The sequence below is a fragment of the Salicola sp. Rm-C-2C1-2 genome, from assembly GCF_040196175.1.
Lineage (GTDB): Bacteria > Pseudomonadota > Gammaproteobacteria > Pseudomonadales > Oleiphilaceae > Halospina.
On sequence record NZ_JBEFNF010000002.1, the window covers coordinates 165,715 to 184,240 of the forward strand.

Here is an 18,526-nt window from a genome sequence, read left to right on the forward strand (position 1 = left end):
ATCACCGGTGCAACAGTAGCGCGGATGCTGTTACGGCATAGGCCAGTGACCAGGCCCCCGCTGCTGCCCAGAGCAGCATCGCGGCATCCCAGGGAGAGGGACCCGCAGCCAGACGTGCCAGCGTTGCCAGAGCCACAGGCAAAAGGGTGGCGATAAGTAGGGCACTGGGTGGAGGCTGACGCCGGCTGGCGTGGTAGTGAATCCGCAGCATCACGCTGATGGTCAGGGTGCCCAGCGCGCCCACGGTGATCAGGTGCACAAACGGTATGGCGTCACGCAACAGAAGTAATGAAGCCCCCAGACCGCCAGCACCGGCTCCCAGCCAGAGCGTGCCCGCCGCCAGCCCCAGAAGATCGGGCCGATCCGGGCAGAGCCACAGCCGCCACCGGAAAGTTCTAACCAGGATAAGGGCCCCTGCTGCCAGAAGCAGTGCGGCGCCCACCCACAGCGGCAATGGGATCAGAATGGTCAGAGCGGCTGCCCCGAGCAACAGGATCAGGGCGGCCTCGATCCGCGGCTGAACCCGTGCCTCCAGGGTCATTCCCCGCTTTTCCAGTGTTCCCGCCACCGCAGGGGCGATCAGGCGCCCGCTCATGAACGTCATCAGAAGCAGCAGAAGAACCACGCTTGTATGCAGCAATGTTGTTGCCTGCGTCATGGGCATGATGGGCAACACGAGCCAGAGTGCCGGAGGACCGCAGAGCGCCAGCAACAGCGGTACCAGCATGCGGTTACGCCATTTCTTGGCGGCATTGAAGCGGGGGACCACCCGCCAGGCCAGTAGCAGTGTGAAAGCCGGGCTGAGCAGCTGGCTCAACCAGAGATCGGGTGCCAGAGCATAACCCAAGCGCGCAGCCAGCCATAACCCAAACAGTACCGAGAGCCAGCGCGCGGACTGGGGCCCAAGGGTGTAGCCGGCCACCACGGCAAGCGCAAAGCCAAAAATCATCTCATGGCCATGATGGCTGCCAGCCAGCCCGGGCGCCGCGCTCCAGCCAGTCAGCATTGAAACCATTGAAAGCGGCAGTGCAACGGCGGCGTAAAGACAGGCTGCCGGGAAGAACAGGCGGTGACTCTTCAGGCGGGGCGTGCGACTGCGAGGCATGGGATTCCTGGATGCCTAAAGATTTAAAAAATATAAATCTTTATTCGGAGGCTTGCAATGCCGGTTCCCCGCGAACAGGCTGCCCGGTAAGATGGGAATAGGGTCACAGATGGAAAGGAAGAATCATGGCAACGGCACTCAAGCATCTATTCGACAATAACGCTCAATGGGTTCGCGACACACTCGCTGAGGATCCGGATTTTTTCGAGCGGCTTTCTCAGCAGCAGGCCCCGGAGTATCTGTGGATTGGTTGTGCCGACAGCCGTGTGCCTGCCAACCAGGTCGTGGGCCTGATGCCGGGAGAGCTGTTCGTGCACCGGAACGTGGCCAATGTGGTGGTGCACACCGACCTGAACCTGCTCTCGGTGCTGCAGTTCGCCGTGCAAGTGCTGAAGGTCAAGCATGTGATCGTGTGCGGCCATTATGGCTGCGGCGGCGTGAAGGCGGCGTACCAGGACGCCCATCTGGGGCTGATCGATAACTGGCTCCGTCACATCCAGAATGTGGCTGCCGACCATCAGGAGTTGTTGGCGGCACAGCCCGACGATAAAGCCGCCACGGACAAGCTCTGTGAGCTGAATGTGGTGGCTCAGGTTGCCAACGTGTGCCGGACAACCGTCGTAGCCGACGCCTGGCGCGCTGGCCAGGAGCTTTCCGTCCATGGCTTCATCTATGGCCTGGAGGACGGCCGCCTGCGTGATATGGGGCTGGGTGTTCGCTGCACGGAAGAGCGCGAGGCGCAGTGCCGGCAGGCAGTGGAACGTCTGGCCCAGGGCGCGCCCGCGCCCCAGGCGTGATGGCAGGGCTTGTCGTTTTGCGGCCTGCGGTGTCCAAATGAAGCTGTTTCTGGCGGTTGCCACGGTCACGGTCATGGGGCTCTTCCAGTCCTCGCTGCTGGCAACCCTGCCCTGGATCATTGAACGTACCGGTCTGCCGGCCGCTTTCTGGTCAGTGCTGGTGGCCGCCAGCCTGATTCTGGTGGCGGTGAGCAGTCCCCTCTGGGGGCAGCGTGCGGACAGCCACGGGGCCCTGCCGATCATGCGCCTGACCATGGGGTTGGTCGTCCTGTGCTATGGCCTGTTGATTGCCGCCATCCTCACCCTGTCCTCCCCGTTCCTGATTGCGGCCATCGCCATCGTGACGCGCCTGGTGTACGGCATCGCCACCGGTGGGGTCTTCCCGTCGGCTCAGCGTTTCGCGTTGGCGGACAAGCCCATTGCCCAGTGGCCCGAGACGTTGGCCTACATCCAGGCTTCCACCCATGCCGGGCGCGTCATGGGGCCGGGCATCGTGGCCCTGGCGGCGATATGGAGCCTGCCGCTGGGGCTGGTTCTGATCGTGTTGCTCGGTGTGGCCCTGTGGCTCATGCAGTGGTACTTCGCTACGGGCGTGGCGCCGGAACCGCCCGGCAACCGCGAAAGCGTGGTGCCACCTCCCTGGAACGAGGACTGGCCCCTTTACGCGCTTGGGTTTGTGATCACCCTCTGGGTGGGGCAGCTCCAGTTCGCGTTGGGGCCCTACATCCAGAACCTGGCGGACCTGGACTCGGTAACCGCCTCCCAGTGGACCGGAACGGTACTGATGGTGGCCTCTGTTTCGGCAGTCCTGGCCGGACCCTTGGGTAACCGCTGGCTCTCGCCCATGCCCCGTATCCTGGGTGGTCTCTGGCTGGGCGTGTTTACCCTGGGAGGGGTGTTGCTGGCAGCCTCACCGAGCGTGATCGGCGTGGGTGTGGCGGTGTGCCTGATCACCGCCGGGCTTACCCTGGCCGCGCCCTGGTATGGCAGCATCCTGCGGGCACGGCGCCCGGATGCCCAGGGGCTGGTTTCCGGGCGTCTGATCAGCGTGCACACCATTGGTTTCGGCAGCGGCACGCTGGTCGGTGGCCTGATGCTGGAACTGGTCCCGGATCAGGCCATGGCCGCCTTTTACCTGCTGGGGCCGGTGGCGGGCAGTCTGGCGCTCATCCATCACCTGAGGGTTCGGGCAGGGACTGTTCCACCAACTGCCTGAGTTCCGGCATGCAGGAGCCGCAGTTGGTGCCGCAGCCCAGGGCACTGCCGAGGGCGGGGAAGTCATTACCGGGTGCCACCAGCAGAACTGCCTGCAATTGCTCACCCTTGTACCAGGCCGCCAGGTAGCGCCCGGCCGCCGGGTTCCGCATTTCCGAATCGGGTGCCCTGCCCAGCCACTGGTCGCGGATGCGCCCGCTGGTGACTCACAGGGGTGTGGTTACCGTGGGCCCTCTTGCCCGATCCGGGTCCTGCCAGAAATGGGCCAGTGCTTCACGGGCACCGGGTGTGTCGTAGTCCATGTGGGCTGCCATCTGGTTAGCGAGCCCCCGGCCTCGCGCCCGCCCATGGCATTGGCCTTGTCTGTCCCGGAGCGGGACTGGTTAAGCCCCTGGGACCAGAAGCTGGTGGTGCGCGGAGTCGCGGCGAACCATTCATAGAAGCTGCGGACATCCTCAATAGTGTTCGCTTTCCCTTTGCGAGCATTTCCTATGCCTGCCTGGAATGCCCTTCATTGAGGGGCTGTTAGCTGGGTTTTGTCCTGTTACGGGGCAGGTTGCACTGTGCTGGGGCAGTCATCGCGTTGAATACGGCGATTCAGGCCCACTCCCTGGGCTCCGAGCGCTGGCGTGGCTTTTGCTTCGGATTGGCGCGAATCGACGTTGAGGATGGAGCATGTCGGCGGATCAGAGCAGTGTGCGGGTCATGCTGGTGGACAGCGAGCCGGAACGGGCGGCGATGGTCTGTGAAGCGCTGACCTCCGAGGGCTATCAGGTGGTGGGCCAGCGCAGCAGCGCCCGTGGTCTGGTGGCGGCCGTTGCCCAGGAAGAGCCGGACTTGGTGATCATCGATATGGATTCACCGGACCGGGATACGCTCGAGTCCATGTCCGCCCTCAATGAGCACGCGCCCCGCCCGGTGGTGTTCTTTGCCAGCGATGACAGTGACAGCCAGACAATCCAGCAGGCCGTGAACGCCGGCGTCAGCGCCTATATCGTGGATGGGCTTGAACAGCACCGGGTCAAACCGATTGTGGATGTCGCGATCGCGCGTTTCGAGGCCTTCCAGTCCCTGCGCCATCAGCTTGAGGAGACGCGAACGGCTCTGGAGGACCGCAAGGACATCGAACGGGCCAAGGGGCTGGTGATGAAGCAGAAGAACTGTTCGGAAGATGAGGCATTCCACAGCATGCGCAAACTGGCGATGGACCGGAACCAGAAACTCAGTGACGTGGCCCGCCAGCTGATCGAGGCGCTGGATGGGGGCAAAGGGGCAGGCTCTCCGGAGACGATGGATGACTGAATGGATAGACGACGCGGAAGCGAGTGACAGTATCCGTTTGGGGTTTATCCCCCTTCTGGATGCTGCGCCATTGATCATGGCCGTGGAGGCGGGGTTCTTTGCGGAGGAGGGGCTGGACGTGAGCCTGCACCGCCAGCCGTCCTGGTCCAGCCTGCGGGACCGTGTCGGCGTGGGCATGCTGGACGGGGCCCAGATGCTCGGGCCCATGGCCCTGGCCATCAATATGGGGCTCGGAGCCCCGCCGTGCCCGGTCATCAGCCCCATGGTGCTCAGCCGCAACGGCAATGCCATCACGGCCAGACGGGTTCTCTATGAACAGCTGGCCGCCACTGGCTTTGATCTTTCTGACCCCTCGGAGGCGGCGCGTGCCCTGGCACGGGTGGTGGCTTCCAGTCATGAACCCATAAGGCTGGGGATTGTCTACGCTTGGTCCAGCCACTATCTGCAGCTGCTCGACTGGCTTGCCAGTGCCGGACTGTCCCCCGGGCCGGGTCTGGAGCTAGTAACCGTGCCGCCGCCGGAAATGATGACCGCCCTGGCCTATGGCAGTGTCGATCTGGCCTGTGTCGGCGAGCCCTGGAACTCATTGATGGAGTACCACGGGCTCGGCCAGATCCTGGCGACGGGGTGCCAGGTCTGGCAGAACGCACCGGAGAAAGTCCTGGGCGTCCGCCGCGACTGGGCGGAGGCCAACCCGGAAAAACTGCGTGCGTTGATGCGCGCCCTGATCCGGTGCTGTCGCTGGCTGGATGACCCGGTCAATCGTGAACTTATTCATCGCATGCTGGTGCACCCCAACTACCTGGGTAGCGCCATTGAGCCCATCGGGGATCAGGGCCAGTGGCTCTTCCACCCCAGGGTTCACCAGCACTTCTTCCGTCAGAGCGCAAACTTCCCATGGCTCTCCCAGGCGGAATGGCTGCTTTCGCGCATGCAGTTGCATACCCAGGGGGATCAGGTTTCGGGGGTGCCCGATCTGGGCAGTATCGTCCGGGCTGACCTCTACCGCGAGGTGGCGGAAAGCCTGAGTCTTGATGCGCCGGTTATGGACTATAAGGACGAGGGGGAACACCGTCAGCCGTTTGTGGTCGAAGGGTTCCGGGGACAGGTTGAGGTGGCCTCGGATGCCCTGATCGCTGCCGCCGGCCGGGGCTGATCCGCGCCGGTGCACGGGGTCTGCCTGGTGCACCTGATTCGGTCGTGGATCCCCGCCTTCTTTGGATCGTACTCCAGTAAAAGCCTTTAAATTCAGTGGAGGGGAATGGTGGCATGCTCCCTGCTGCATACAGGGCGTGCCACGGAGAGGTTGACCGTTTGCCATGGCACGGACCGGTGTGGCGGCCGGGTGCAGAAGGATCTGCACTCCAGATTACGAGCATTGCATTGGCAAAGGCGCCTGCTCCCGGACTGGGGGCAGGCGCTTTTTTTTGGTTTATTGCAGGGGAGACGTTCAGTGAACGGTAACAGGTGGAAAGGATTCGGAATCGGCACACTCGCGCTGGCGGCTCTGCTGAGCGCATTACCAGCGGGCGCCGAGGAGATCGGGCCGGCGGAGCAGCCGGATCTCAAACTGGGCTTCATCAAGCTGACCGAGATGGCCCCTCTGGCCATTGCCAAGGAGAAGAATTTTTTCTTTGACGAAGGGCTTTTTGTGGACCTGGAGGCCCAGTCCAACTGGCGGGTGCTCGAGAACCGTATGGCGCGGGGGGCGCGAGTGAGACGAAGGCTGCCCCGGCGGGATCGGATGCCGTGAACGCCTGATCCTGGTGCATCAGGGCCCGGCTGTGCACCAGCAGGGGTCCTGTCGAGCCCTCATGGCGTGAAGGGGGTTGGTCAAGCGTCTGAGTTTGCAGGGTTTTTTATGTTGGCATGCAATCTGCTGCCCCAAGAGTGTGTCTGAGGACACGGACATTGCGAATCAAAAGGGCATTGGCGCCTGGTCGGCTTTCCTTAGGGAGGGGTGGCGGGCGCCTTTTTTGTTGGGGCAGGGCGACGGTGTGGCCTCGATTGATCGCATCTCCCGGGCGGTGATCACCACCGGTTCCCGTCCGGCGATGCCGTGCATTGAGGGCAACGATCTGGAGGGCGTGACCGGTTTCCGGACCCTCCGGGATGCCCGATGGATGGCGGAGTGCGGCTGGAACGGGGGCAACGCTGTTGTACTCGGTGGTGGTTTTCTGGGTCTGGAAGCGGTCGAGGGCTTGAGGGCCCAGGGGATGACGGTGTCCGTAGTGCACCGAGGGCGCTGGCCCCTGAATCGGCAGTTGGACGAGACCGCAGTGCCTGGCGCGCGAGCCTGGCATTTGGCGAAGCATACTGCGAGGCGGCCTGAGACGTCGCCCGCTGGCAACCGGAGGAAACGTCATGAGTAAACAGAACCTGATCGTGATCGGGAACGGCATGGTGGGTCATCACTTCCTGGAGCAACTGGCCGAGAGTGGCCACGCTGGCGGGTTCGAGGTGACCGTGCTGGGCGAGGAGCGCCACATCGCCTACGACCGTGTGCACTTGTCCGAATACTTCCAGGGCAAATCCGCCGACGACCTGGCGTTTTCCACGGCGGACCAGTACGCGCAGTGGGGCTTCAACCTGCGGCTGGATACCGCGGCGACCGCCATCGACCGGGAGGCGCAGACTCTCACCCTCGATAACGGCGAAACACTTCCTTATGACAAGATCGTTCTGGCGACCGGTTCCTATCCTTTCGTGCCGCCCATTGAGGGCAACGACCGCGAGGACTGTCTGGTCTATCGAACGCTGGATGACCTGGACGCCATCCGCGAGGCGGCGTCCCGCGCCAATACCGGCGTTGTGGTGGGTGGCGGCCTGTTGGGGCTGGAGGCGGCTAACGCCCTGCGCGAGCTGGATCTGGATACGGCCGTGGTGGAATTTGCGCCCCGGCTGATGCCGGTTCAGGTCGATGAAGAGGGCGGCGGCATCCTGCGCGAGAAGATCGAGGCACTGGGTGTGCAGGTGCTGACCGGCCGCGCGACCCAGCGCATCGAGGCCGGCACCAACGCGCGTCACCAGATGGTGTTTCAGGATGACCGGCTGTTGGAGACGGACCTGATCGTGTTCTCCGCCGGCATCCGCCCGCGTGATGAACTGGCGCGGGAGACTGGCTTGACCATGGGTGAACGTGGGGGCGTCGTGATTGACGATCACTGCTGCACCAGTGATCCCAACGTCCTCGCCATCGGTGAAGTGGCGCTGTGGAACGACAGCATCTTCGGCCTGGTTGGCCCGGGGTACCAGATGGCCAAGGCGGCCCTGGATACGCTGACCGGGGGCGACCGGGCCTTCACCGGGGCGGACATGAGCACCAAGCTCAAGCTTCTGGGCGTGGACGTGGGCGCTGTTGGCGATGCCCATGGCAACCAGAACCCAGGAGCGCGTTTCTACCGTTACACCGACGGTATTGCCCAGGAGTACCGCAAGCTGGTGGTCTCTGCCGATGGCAAGCAGCTTCTTGGGGCCATGCTGGTGGGCAACAACAGCTGGTACGACACCCTTTTGCAGTATGCCCTCAATGGGCTGGAGTTGCCAGACAACCCCGAGTCGCTGATTCTGCCGGCCAGCGAGGGCGGAGCTCCGGCGCTGGGTGTGGATGCGCTGCCGGAGACCGCCGGCATCTGCTCCTGCCACAACGTTACCAAGGGCGACATCGTTCAGTGCGTGCATGACGGGTATGCCTCGGTGAGCGATGTTAAGGCCGCTACCAAGGCGGGTACCGGCTGCGGTGGCTGCGCCGGCCAGCTCAAGGAGATCGTCGACCACGAGATGGCGGCGCTGGGCATGGAAGTGGACAACAGCGTCTGCGAGCACTTCGCCTACACGCGCCAGCAACTCGAACACATTATTCGCGTGGAAGACATCCATGACTTCCAAACCCTTCTGAAGCATCATGGCCACGGCCTTGGCTGTGACATCTGCAAGCCGACAGTCGCCTCGATACTGGCCTCCACCTGGAATGACTATGTCCTGAACCCGGAGCATGTGGGCCTTCAGGACACCAACGATACCTTCCTCGCCAATATGCAGAAGGACGGAACCTTCTCCGTGGTGCCCCGTGTGGCCGGTGGTGAGATCACTCCGGATAAGTTGATTACGCTGGGTGAGGTGGCCAAGGAATTCGAGCTCTACACCAAGATCACCGGTGGCCAGCGCGTGGACCTATTCGGCGCCAAGCTCAATGATCTGCCCGCGATCTGGGAGCGTCTGGTGGATGCAGGCTTCGAGACCGGCCACGCTTACGGCAAGGCCCTGAGGACCGTCAAGAGCTGTGTCGGCAGCACCTGGTGTCGCTATGGTGTGCAGGACAGCGTGCAGCTCGCCATTGACCTTGAACACCGCTACAAGGGCATCCGCGCGCCGCACAAGATCAAGTTCGGCGTCAGCGGCTGCACCCGTGAGTGTGCCGAGGCCCAGAGCAAGGACTTCGGAGTGATCGCCACGGAGAATGGCTGGAACCTCTATGTGGCCGGTAATGGCGGTATGCGCCCGCGCCACGCCGATCTCTTCGCCCAGGATCTGGACACCGACGGCCTGATCCGCGCCGTGGACCGTTTCATGATGTTCTACGTCCGCACCGCGGACCGGCTGCAGCGCACCGCGCGCTGGCTGGAGAATCTGGAAGGTGGCCTGGATTACGTTTACGACGTTGTCTTCAACGATTCACTGGGGATTGCCGAGGACCTGGATGCGCAGATGGCACGGCTGATCGAGAACTACCAGTGCGAATGGAAAACCACGCTTGAAGACCCCGAGAAGCTCAAGCGCTTCCGGCAGATGATCAATGAGGACGGCGACGACCCCTATGTCGTGACCGTCGAGGAGCGTGGCCAGCCGCGCCCCGCCACGAATGCCGAGAAGCTGGAACGTATCCCAGCGGTGAGTGTTTAAGGAGGTTTATCATGCATCAATCCGACAACAACTGGATCACCATCGGGCGGCTTTCCGATCTGGTCGTTGGCTCCGGAGTGGGAGCCCGATACGGCGATCGGCAGGTGGCGGTATTCCTGATACCGCAGCTGGACGATCAGGTCTTTGTGCTCGATAATTATTGCCCGATTTCGGGTGTAAACATTATTGCCCGCGGCATGGTGGGGGATATCCAGGGCGAACCAGTGGTAGCCACGCCTCTGTATAAGAAGCACTTCTCACTGCTGGATGGTCGCTGTATCGAGGATGACAGTCACAAGCTAACCACCTATGCCGTCCGTATCGAGGGTGATGAGTTGCAGGTTGCAGCCTCGCGAAAGGAGGCTGACGCGGCCGCCTGATGCCGGATTCATGCCCCTATTGATCCTGTTTTGCTGGTAGCGGTGATGTAACATGGCGTGCCCATCTGCGTCACCGCCATCAGAGCGCTATCAGGAGGGGAACATGAGCATCCATCTGCCCAGCTTCATCATCATTCTCATCGGGGTGGCTGTCGCCAGCGTTGTGTTTGCTCCCCGTGCCCGGTCGCTGGACGGTTTCTTCAGGGGAACCAGCGATACGGGAACCGCACCCGGCGTCTGGACGCTGACCCTGTCCCAAGTGACCACCTGGATCTTCGCGCGCTCTCTTCTCAACGCGGGGATCCTGGGTTATTTCTTTGGCCTGCCCGGGGCGCTGGCCTACACCGCCTACTATGGCTCCTTTCTCACCGGCTGGCTCATCGTGGACCGACTGCGGTTCCACCATGGTGCAACCAACGTTCAGGGATTCCTTTCCGAGCGCTTCGGTGCCGCGGGGGCCGCCTCTTACAACATGCTGGTTTCGTTGCGTCTGTTGACTGAAGTGTTCGCGAACCTTCTGGTGGTGGGTATGGTGTTCAGTACCTGGGGCGACGGGGCTGGTGATCTGGCCATTGTTGCGGTTGCCGGGATCACGCTCGTCTATTCCACAACCGGCGGGCTGCGTGCCTCACTGCGCACCGATGTCTGGCAGGCTGCCTTCCTGGTCGTGGTGATTGGTGTATTGCTAGTGCTGGTGCTCACCGGGGAGCGTTTCTCGGTCAGCGGCCTTGTAACCGGGGCGAACCAGGATACTGGCCCAGGCTGGATCCTACTCATTGTCGCGCTTTTACAGGTACTGAGCTATCCCCTGCATGATCCCATCATGATGGATCGCGGTTTCCTGGCAGATCGCGACACCACCCGGCGGAGTTTCCTTCGTGCTTTCGGTATCTCCGCCCTGTTGATTCTGGCGTTTGGGGTTATTGGTGTACACGCTGGGCAGTTCGCGGCTGATGACGGCGATTTTCTAACCACGTTGGATCGTCTGCTCGGCGGGCCCGCGATGTTCCTTGTGGGTCTGGCTCTCGTCCTTTCAGCCGTGTCCACTATGGATTCGACCTTCTCCAGTGTTTCCAAGCTGGTGGTTGTGGATTCCGGTCTGCTGCCGCGCACGCTGGCGAATGGGCGCCGGGCCATGGCCGGGTTCGCGGCGGGTGGCCTGCTGCTGGTGTTCCTTGGAACCGATGATCTATACGCGGCGGTGGCGGTCAGCGGTACGGCCTCACTGTTCCTGACGCCGGTTATCGTATTCTGCATCTTTCTGAGCCGACGGGTGGCCGGGTGGAGTCTGCTCGTGAACGGCGTGACCGCCATTGCGGGTGCCGTGCTCTATTTCCTGGAAGACAGTGGTTACATCACACTGCTGGCGGAACTGACGGGGCTGGAACACACTTACTCGCACCTTTTGGTGGTCACCATCGGCATCCTTCTGGTCGGGTTCACCGTCTTCAGCCTTGGTCTTCAGCCCGAACGTGATCCGCGTGTTGGCGATCTGGGGGGATGATGTGACAACCGGAATGCGCCTGCCTTTTTGACAAAAATCAAATTCAAAAACAATGAGATAGGTCAAGTTTTGTTGGTGCCGGCTGGCTTAAACTGTGATCAACATCAACGGCAGGAGCCTTAACCTATGAAACTGAACCCGATTCACCAATCCCTCATCGCTGCCCTTTCCATCACCGCCATCGGCGCGGCAGCCCCTGCCGTAGCCTATGATAAGGGCGACACCGTCGTGCGTGGTGGTATTGCCAGTGTGGTGCCTGGTGGGAGCTACTCAGGTGTTGCTGGTGATAACCTTGATCTCAGAGTTGACCGGGATACACAGGCTGCGGTCAGTCTGAGCTACATGTTCACAGACCATATAAGCTTGGACCTGCTCGCCGCCACTCCCTTCGAACACGATATTGAGGCAAGCCAAGCGGGTGGGGCAGCCATTGGTTCCACCAAGCACCTGCCTCCGACGCTCACCGTATCCTGGTTCCCGCTTTCAGGCATGGATTTTGGTTTTAAGCCCTATGTGGGAGCCGGGCTCAACTATACGACCTTCTGGGACGAGGAGTTGAATAACACCGGCCAGACGGCGATTAATGCTATCACCGGTCAGCCCCAAACCAGCATGAACAAGCTGAACTTGGATGATTCACTCGGGTTAGCAGCTCAGGTGGGCGTTGATGTACCGCTGGATGATAACTGGAGTGTGGGTGCTGCGGCTTACTACGCGGATATTGAAACGGATGCGGAGCTTAATGGTAATGATATCGGGACCGTCGAGATCGATCCCATGATCTACCGCCTCCACGTCGGCTACAGCTTCTGATCCGAGTCTGGCTCACAGACATTGCGATGCCAGGGACGGCATCCTGCTTTTCGCACTGTCTTTACTGCCTGCCCATTCCCGCCATCGATGATGCGGTGTACACCCGATCCACAACGATCAAAAATCCCGCGATAACGAGCAGGTGTTACCGCAGGATCCGTGTTCCGTGCAGCGATCAGCTGGCCTTCAGCGGCTTATGCGCAATATCAGGCTCTTTGCCTTGCAGCATCTGGTTCCAGTAGAACGGGGGCAGCAGGTGTTTCTTGACCACCCAGTAGAACCGGGATTCGTTGAAGGGGCTCAGCGGCAGCGTGGGCGTGACCACACCGTCGTACTTGAACTCCGCCAGCATGACCTTGCCGTAGGCGGTAACCAGTGGGCAGGATGTGTAGCCGTCGTAGGTTGCGGGCAGCGCCTGGTCGTCCAGCTGTGCCAGCAGATTGCGCACGGTGACCGGCGCCTGTTTGCGCACGGCCGCGGCGGTCTTGGAGGTGGGCAGCGAGCTGGCATCGCCCAGTGAGAACACGTTGGGGTACTGGTTGTGCTGGGTGGTGTTGCGGTCCACATCCACCCAGCCATCCGCATTGGCCAGCGGGCTCTGCTTCACGAAGTCCGGCGAGGTCTGATGCGGTGTCACATGCAGCAGGTCGAAAGGCTGCTCCACTTCGGTGGTCTCGCCGTTGGCATCTTTTGTGGCGAAACGGGCGACCTTGCGCTCGGCGTCAACGGCGACCAGATCGTGGCTCAGATTGACGCCGATCGCGTAGCGGTCCATTACCTTCTGCAGGTGCGGCACGAAGTCCGGCACGCTGAACAGGGCACCAGCGCCGCTGTAGAATTGCAGGTTGCTCTCCGGGCTCAGGTCATTGCGGCGCAGATGGTCCGCCGCCAGATAGGCGATTTTCTGCGGGGCGCCGGCGCACTTCAGAGGGGGCGGCGGCTGGGTGAAGATGGCATTGCCACCGCGGAACTGGCGCAGGCACTCCCAGGTGTAGGGAGCGGTATCGGGACTGTAGTTACTGCATACACCATTGCTGCCCAGTGCCTCACGCAGCCCTTCCACGCGATCCCAGTCCAGCTTGATGCCGGGCGCGACCACCAGCTGTTGGTACTGCAGCGGGCGTCCATCGTCGAGAGTCACCTGGTTGCTCTCCGGCTCAAATGACGCCACCCCAGCCTGAATCCAGGTTGCCTGCTCCGGGAGTGTTTCTCTCTGGGCCCGCCGGGTGCTGTCCATTTCGTAGGTGCCACCGCCGACGAGCGTGAACGCCGGCTGGTAGTAGTGGACTTCCGAGGGTTCCACCACGGCCACATCCAGCTCCGGGCGTTGGCGGAGCAGGGAGGCGGCCACGGTGGTGCCGGCAGTGCCGCCGCCGACGACCACCACCTGATGGCTGGGAGAGTTGGGGGTGTTGCTCATGGGAACCTCTTGCTCGGTTTGCGAGTGTTGTCTGAACGGCGCTTATGATATCGCGTTTGTGAGATCATAATTTGATAAAAACAAAAATTATAAGTCTTTTTTGGAATATAAAGATCAGACAAATGCATGGTGGAGCCAGTTGACCGATTCGGTGGCGACAATACGGGTATAAAGCGATCATGCCGGTTGCCGTCAGCCACCGGAGCCACCCATGGAACTTGTCTGCCCGGCGGGCAGTCTGCCCGCCCTCAAAGCGGCCGTTGATGCAGGCGCGGATGCGGTTTACATCGGCTTCCGCGACCATACCAATGCGCGTCAGTTCGCGGGCCTCAACTTCACCGAGAGGCGCATGCGCGAGGGGATGGAGTACGCCCGCAAACGCGGAACCCGAGTGTTCTGTGCGCTCAATACCTATCCCCAGCCGGCAGGCTGGAAGCACTGGACCGCAACCCTGGACCGGGCTGTCGATCTGGGCTTTGATGCCCTGATCCTGGCGGATATGGGTCTGCTGGCTCACGCGGCGCAGAAACACCCACAGGTGCCGCGTCACCTCTCGGTACAGGGGTCGGCCACCAGCTATGAGGCCCTGCGCTTCTATCACCGCGAGTTTGGCATCAGCCGTGCCGTGTTGCCCCGGGTTCTGTCCATGGATCAGGTGCGCCAGGTGGCGGAACATTCCCCAGTGGCGCTGGAGGTCTTCGCCTTTGGCAGTCTTTGCATCATGGCCGAGGGGCGCTGTTACCTGTCGTCCTACCTGACGGATGAATCCCCTAACACCTGTGGCGCCTGTTCACCCGCGAAGGCCGTACGCTGGGAGGAGAAGGGGGATGAGCTCGAGGCCCGGCTCAATGGCGTGTTGATTGACCGGTTCGCCGGTAATGAGCAGGCGGGCTACCCGACGCTTTGCAAGGGGCGATTTGACGTTGAGGGGACGACCTATCACGCGCTTGAAGAGCCTACCAGTCTCAACACCATGGATCTGCTACCGGAGCTTCACCGCCTGGGCGTGTCCGCGGTAAAAATTGAGGGCCGCCAGCGCAGCCCGGCCTATACGGGTCAGGTTGCTGGCACCTGGCGGGCAGCGCTGGATCGCATGCAGGCGGATCCGGAGGTCTTTGAACCCGCCCCACAATGGCATCGCAGCCTGGGCGAACTCTCCGAAGGTGGGCAGACTACATTGGGCGCATGGACCCGGAGCTGGAAATGACGATGAAACTCTCACTGGGCCCGATTCTCTGGTACTGGCCCCGCCAGGATGTGCTGAACTTCTACGCGGAAGCCGCCGAATGGCCAGTGGATACCGTCTATCTGGGGGAGGTGGTCTGTTCCCGCCGCCGTGATATGAAGGTGGCCGACTGGGTGGATCTGGGGCGCGACCTGCGTGACTGTGGTAAGGAGGTGGTGCTCTCAAGCCAGACACTGATCGAGTCCGAGGCCGATCTGCGCACCCTGCGCCGCATCCGCGACAATGGCGAGTTCCTGGTGGAGGCCAATGATCAGAGCGCGCTTAACATGGTAACGGAAGCCGGCCTGCCGTTTGTGACAGGCCCCTCCGTGAATCTCTATAACACCGCGACCTTACGGGTTCTTCTGCGCCACGGCCTGAAGCGCTGGTGTCTGCCGGTGGAGTTGAGCCGCGACACCCTGGCCGATATGCAGTCAGCTCTTGATGACGAAGCCCTGCATGCACCGGTGGAGGTCTTCGCCTGGGGCTTTCTGCCGCTGGCGTGGTCGTCGCGCTGCTTCACCGCTCGCTATTACGGCAAGCCCAAGGATCGTTGCGAGTTCGTGTGCCAGCAGCACCCGGATGGTTTGCCTGTTAAGTCCCGGGAAGATCAGGATGTGTTCCGACTCAACGGCATTAGTACCCTCTCCGGCGCCCGCTATGACCTGATGCGCGAGCTGCCGGACATGCAGCGCCTGGGTGTGGACACTGTGCGCCTGAGCCCTGAATACGAGGGGATGGGCGAAGTTGTGGCGCGTTTCGATCAGGCACGCCATGGGGTCATGCCGGAGCGTCACCCGCTTCATCTTGCGCAGGCGCCACCCTGCGATGGCTACTGGTATGGCAGGCCAGGTATGGAGTGGAGTCATAATCCATGAAACAGATGCTGGATCGCATGGCAAGCACCCTTGTTCCGCTGGTGGACACGCGTATGCCCTGGGGGCTCAAGCAGGGGTTGGTGGAGGTCGCAGTGAATCAACTTTTCGCCGAGGCCCTGGCCGAAGGCGATTTCGATGAACTCGAAGGTCGCGTGCTGCGTCTTGAGCTTGATGACGCTACTACCGGTGTGACCCTGGGTTTGTGGGGTGGTCGGCTGCGCATGGTAGTGCTCACGCCCGAGGCGACGATCCGGGGCACCACCGAGGCCTTCCGGCGACTGGCACAGCGCCGTGAGGACCCGGACCGGCTGTTTTTCCAGCGTCAGCTGGTGATCGAGGGCGACACGGAACTGGGATTGGCGGTGAAGAACCTTCTGGATGCCGTGGAGTGGCGTATTCCCCTGCTAAGTGGGCCTCCAGGGATCAGCGCGTCTCCGGATGACGCCGGTTGATCAGATCCCAGGCCTTGTGAATCTCTTCCAGGCGGGCGCGTGCCAGGTCTGGATCCATGTCGGTGTGCTGTACCCGGTCGGGATGATACAGGCTGCGCTGTTTGCGGTAGGCCTGGCGCAGGGTCTCCAGTGAGTCTGAGGGCTTGCCGCCGACCACCTGGCAAGCGCGCGCGAGACCGGTCAGAGGCGCCTCGCTTGTGCCGTCACCGGGGGATGTGATCCAGACCTTGCCGCGATAGCTCTGCAGGATGCGATTGCTCGCCGTTGCGGGTAGCCCGGTTGCGATGATGGCGGTGTGGCAGCGGGCAATACGGGCGGCGGAGTCGGGCCCGTCCTGGTAGCACAGATGCGCCAGCGCCATGCTCAGGCGCAGCGCTGAATCCGGCGAGCGGCGTGAAATCGCCCGGAACCATAGCGGTACCACAGGAATGATGTCCTGTTTGCCGGCGTTGAATCGGCGGATCAGGCGGCGGCGTTGGCGGGCGCCGGCGTCCAGGTTGCGCATCAGCGACTCGCCGTAGCGGATATCCAGTTCGGTTACCCTGCCGTCCGCCTTGGCAACGAAGCCCATCAGCCGGAACAGAGTGCCGTGCGCCCAGCGGGGCAGGCCAGTACGTTCCAGCAGCCGGGCTCCGTGATGACCACAGGATGCCAGTTCCCGCAGCAGCTCCGAGAGATTTTCCGGCAGCGCCTCGGCGTTCTTGCTGTTGGGCCTGGCAGTCATTGAGGGGGACCTCCCCCGGCCAGCGTACGGGCCGTTTCAAGGCGCTCGGGCGTGCCCACGTCCACCCAGTGCTCGTCATGCCGGGTGCCGGTAACACGGCCCTGGTGGCAGGCTGTTGCCAGGACCGGGCCCAGCCGGTTCTCGTCTGCAGGCGCGGTCGCAATCAGGCGCTGGTGGAGCCGGCTGATGCCGGCGAAGGTGAGCCATTCTCCGGCTTCCCTACTCACCCCGCCTGAAGCAGTCAGCGCAAAGTCACCGCTGCTGTGGTGTGCTGGGTTGGGAACCATGATCAGGTGGGCGTCGCGGTCTGCGCCCAGCCGGTTGGCAGCCAGTGAGGCCAGGTCGAAGTCCGTCCAGACATCGCCGTTGATGACCAGGAATTCAGGGTCCGTCTCTGCGAGCATTGGCAGTGCGCGGCGTAAGCCGCCCAGGGTTTCCTGTGGTGTGTCCTCGCGCGAGTACTCGATGCGGGCGCCCAGATGAGCGCCATCGCCAAGCTCGGCCTCAATCTGTTCACCCAGCCAGGCGGTGTTGATGACAATGTCCGGAATGGCGCCGCGCACCAGGGCTTCGATGTGCCACTGGATCATCGGTCGGCCGCCAATCGGCAGCAGCGGCTTGGGGGTTTCCAGCGTCAGCGGACGCAGCCGCTCGCCACGTCCGGCGGCCAGAATCATGGCCTTCATGGAGTCGCCACCACCGGGTCGACGGCCGGCGCCACCCTTTCGGCCAGCCAGTCACCGAAATGCTCCAGCGCTGGCTGCCGGCGTGCGGCCGAGATGATGTAATCCAGGGCGCGCGGGATATCCGCCAGGTAGCGCGGCTTGCTGTCGCGCTGGTCGAGGCGGGCAAAGATACCGCAGGCTTTGAGGTGGCGCTGGATACCCATGAGCTCGAACCACTGGCGGAAAGTGGCTTCGTCCGCCTGGTGCAGTCCTGCCTCCCGAGCCTCGATGCGGTAATACTCCAGCCACCAGTAGACCTTTTCCAGTGGCCAGTCGATGTAGCAATCGCGTAGCAGCGATACAGCATCATAGGTTATGGGGCCGATGACCGCGTCCTGGAAATCGATGATGCCAGGGCTGTTGCGCTCGGTCACCAGTAGATTCCGGGAATGGTAATCGCGGTGTACCGTGACCCGCGGCTGGGCCAAAGCGGACTCGGTCAGGGTGGCGCAGGTGGTTGCCAGCATGGCCTGTTCCTGACTGGAAAGCGCTAGCCCTAGCTTGTGCTCCAGAAGCCAGTCCGGGAACAGCTGCATTTCCTGCTGCAGGCGTTCACGATCATAGGGTGGCAGAGTGTAGTTCGGCGGCGAGGGCAGGCCCTGAAGGCGGACGAGCGCTCTTAGGGCCTCGCCGTAGAGCTGGTCGACCTTGTTCTCACTGGTGAGCTCATCCAGATAGAGCCGGTCGCCCAGGTCTTCCAGCAGCAGGAACCCCTGCGCCTGATCCTCGGCCAGCAGCGCCGGCACGTGCAGGCCGTGCTGATGCCAATGGCGTGTGAGCGCCACGAAGGCCCTGCAGGACTCTTTCTCCGGCGGGGCATCCATCACAATGCGGGAGCCATCCGGCGTTGACACACGGAAATAGCGCCGGAAGCTGGCATCACCGGCTACTGCTTGAAGGTCTTGTGGCGCCATTCCAAGCGTCTGGTCCAGCCAGACCCGCAGGGCGTCGTACCGTTGGTCCATGATTGCTCCCGATTCCAGATGACTCGTATTCTGCATTAAGCCTCTGCCAACTGACCAGAGAGCGTTAACATGCTGCGGTGGCGCATGTAGACTGTGTGCTTGTTTCAGCCGCATGCTGG

19 protein-coding genes are annotated in these 18,526 nt (G+C 62.3%); 13 read left to right on the plus strand and 6 right to left on the minus strand.

What is annotated here, in order from left to right; genetic code table 11:
- Nucleotide 1: 1 nt before the first annotated feature.
- Nucleotides 2-1,105 carry an NnrS family protein gene (locus tag AAF659_RS06545; RefSeq protein ID WP_349750917.1) on the minus strand — a complete coding sequence of 368 codons (1,104 nt, stop codon included), beginning with the start codon at nt 1,103-1,105 and terminating at the stop codon, nt 2-4.
- A 125-nt stretch (nt 1,106-1,230) separates the two neighbouring features.
- Between AAF659_RS06545 and can the strand changes: the two genes are divergently transcribed.
- On the plus strand, nt 1,231-1,902 hold the full coding sequence (can, locus tag AAF659_RS06550) for a carbonate dehydratase (RefSeq protein WP_349750918.1): 672 nt from the start codon (nt 1,231-1,233) through the stop codon (nt 1,900-1,902).
- A 37-nt stretch (nt 1,903-1,939) separates the two neighbouring features.
- On the plus strand, nt 1,940-3,118 hold the full coding sequence (locus tag AAF659_RS06555; RefSeq protein WP_349750919.1) for an MFS transporter: 1,179 nt from the start codon (nt 1,940-1,942) through the stop codon (nt 3,116-3,118).
- Here the strand turns inward: AAF659_RS06555 and AAF659_RS06560 are convergent.
- Complete coding sequence (locus AAF659_RS06560) at nt 3,069-3,269, minus strand: (2Fe-2S)-binding protein (protein ID WP_349750920.1); 201 nt, start codon at nt 3,267-3,269, stop codon at nt 3,069-3,071. The genes AAF659_RS06555 and AAF659_RS06560 overlap by 50 nt on opposite strands.
- 523 nt (nt 3,270-3,792) lie before the next feature.
- Between AAF659_RS06560 and AAF659_RS06565 the strand changes: the two genes are divergently transcribed.
- The 8 genes from AAF659_RS06565 (at nt 3,793) to AAF659_RS06600 (ending at nt 12,018) form a co-directional block, all read left to right on the plus strand.
- Nucleotides 3,793-4,419 carry an ANTAR domain-containing response regulator gene (locus AAF659_RS06565; RefSeq protein WP_349750921.1) on the plus strand — a complete coding sequence of 209 codons (627 nt, stop codon included), beginning with the start codon at nt 3,793-3,795 and terminating at the stop codon, nt 4,417-4,419.
- A complete protein-coding gene (locus AAF659_RS06570; protein ID WP_349750922.1) occupies nt 4,412-5,575 on the plus strand; it encodes a CmpA/NrtA family ABC transporter substrate-binding protein in 1,164 nt (387 codons plus the stop codon). Before AAF659_RS06565 ends, AAF659_RS06570 begins: the two co-directional genes overlap by 8 nt.
- A gap of 297 nt (nt 5,576-5,872) precedes the next feature.
- A complete protein-coding gene (locus tag AAF659_RS06575; protein ID WP_349750923.1) occupies nt 5,873-6,172 on the plus strand; it encodes an ABC transporter substrate-binding protein in 300 nt (99 codons plus the stop codon).
- A gap of 139 nt (nt 6,173-6,311) precedes the next feature.
- The gene (locus AAF659_RS06580) at nt 6,312-6,791 is read left to right on the plus strand and encodes an FAD-dependent oxidoreductase (RefSeq protein WP_349750924.1); all 480 of its coding nucleotides are present in this window, start codon (nt 6,312-6,314) and stop codon (nt 6,789-6,791) included.
- Nucleotides 6,784-9,321 carry a nitrite reductase large subunit NirB gene (gene nirB / locus AAF659_RS06585; RefSeq protein ID WP_349750925.1) on the plus strand — a complete coding sequence of 846 codons (2,538 nt, stop codon included), beginning with the start codon at nt 6,784-6,786 and terminating at the stop codon, nt 9,319-9,321. The genes AAF659_RS06580 and nirB overlap by 8 nt, the downstream gene beginning before the upstream one ends.
- Before the next feature lie 11 nt (nt 9,322-9,332).
- Nucleotides 9,333-9,701, plus strand: coding sequence for a nitrite reductase small subunit NirD (gene nirD, locus AAF659_RS06590; protein ID WP_349750926.1), 369 nt, complete (start codon nt 9,333-9,335; stop codon nt 9,699-9,701).
- Between the two features lie 103 nt (nt 9,702-9,804).
- Entirely contained in the window at nt 9,805-11,205 is a 1,401-nt protein-coding gene (locus AAF659_RS06595) for a sodium:solute symporter family transporter (protein WP_349750927.1), read from the plus strand.
- Between the two features lie 126 nt (nt 11,206-11,331).
- Complete coding sequence (locus AAF659_RS06600; RefSeq protein ID WP_349750928.1) at nt 11,332-12,018, plus strand: OmpW/AlkL family protein; 687 nt, start codon at nt 11,332-11,334, stop codon at nt 12,016-12,018.
- A 175-nt stretch (nt 12,019-12,193) separates the two neighbouring features.
- Here AAF659_RS06600 and AAF659_RS06605 read toward each other — a convergent pair whose 3' ends face one another.
- Nucleotides 12,194-13,438 carry an NAD(P)/FAD-dependent oxidoreductase gene (locus AAF659_RS06605; RefSeq protein WP_349750929.1) on the minus strand — a complete coding sequence of 415 codons (1,245 nt, stop codon included), beginning with the start codon at nt 13,436-13,438 and terminating at the stop codon, nt 12,194-12,196.
- A 211-nt stretch (nt 13,439-13,649) separates the two neighbouring features.
- On the opposite strand from AAF659_RS06605, the gene ubiU reads away from it, so the two are divergent.
- The 3 genes from ubiU to ubiT are packed head-to-tail and all read left to right on the plus strand — an operon-like array spanning nt 13,650 to nt 15,993.
- Complete coding sequence (ubiU, locus tag AAF659_RS06610) at nt 13,650-14,645, plus strand: ubiquinone anaerobic biosynthesis protein UbiU (protein ID WP_349750930.1); 996 nt, start codon at nt 13,650-13,652, stop codon at nt 14,643-14,645.
- Complete coding sequence (locus tag AAF659_RS06615; protein WP_349750931.1) at nt 14,642-15,541, plus strand: U32 family peptidase; 900 nt, start codon at nt 14,642-14,644, stop codon at nt 15,539-15,541. The genes ubiU and AAF659_RS06615 overlap by 4 nt, the downstream gene beginning before the upstream one ends.
- The gene (gene ubiT, locus AAF659_RS06620) at nt 15,538-15,993 is read left to right on the plus strand and encodes a ubiquinone anaerobic biosynthesis accessory factor UbiT (RefSeq protein ID WP_349750932.1); all 456 of its coding nucleotides are present in this window, start codon (nt 15,538-15,540) and stop codon (nt 15,991-15,993) included. Before AAF659_RS06615 ends, ubiT begins: the two co-directional genes overlap by 4 nt.
- Here the strand turns inward: ubiT and AAF659_RS06625 are convergent.
- From AAF659_RS06625 to AAF659_RS06635, 3 genes are read right to left on the minus strand one after another with little or no spacing between them, the layout of a single operon-like run.
- Nucleotides 15,965-16,717: a co-chaperone DjlA gene (locus AAF659_RS06625; RefSeq protein ID WP_349750933.1), complete on the minus strand. Its 753-nt coding sequence runs from the start codon at nt 16,715-16,717 to the stop codon at nt 15,965-15,967. The genes ubiT and AAF659_RS06625 overlap by 29 nt on opposite strands.
- On the minus strand, nt 16,714-17,403 hold the full coding sequence (gene murU / locus AAF659_RS06630; RefSeq protein WP_349750934.1) for an N-acetylmuramate alpha-1-phosphate uridylyltransferase MurU: 690 nt from the start codon (nt 17,401-17,403) through the stop codon (nt 16,714-16,716). Before murU ends, AAF659_RS06625 begins: the two co-directional genes overlap by 4 nt.
- The gene (locus AAF659_RS06635; RefSeq protein WP_349750935.1) at nt 17,400-18,407 is read right to left on the minus strand and encodes an aminoglycoside phosphotransferase family protein; all 1,008 of its coding nucleotides are present in this window, start codon (nt 18,405-18,407) and stop codon (nt 17,400-17,402) included. The genes murU and AAF659_RS06635 overlap by 4 nt, the downstream gene beginning before the upstream one ends.
- Nucleotides 18,408-18,526: the final 119 nt, after the last annotated feature.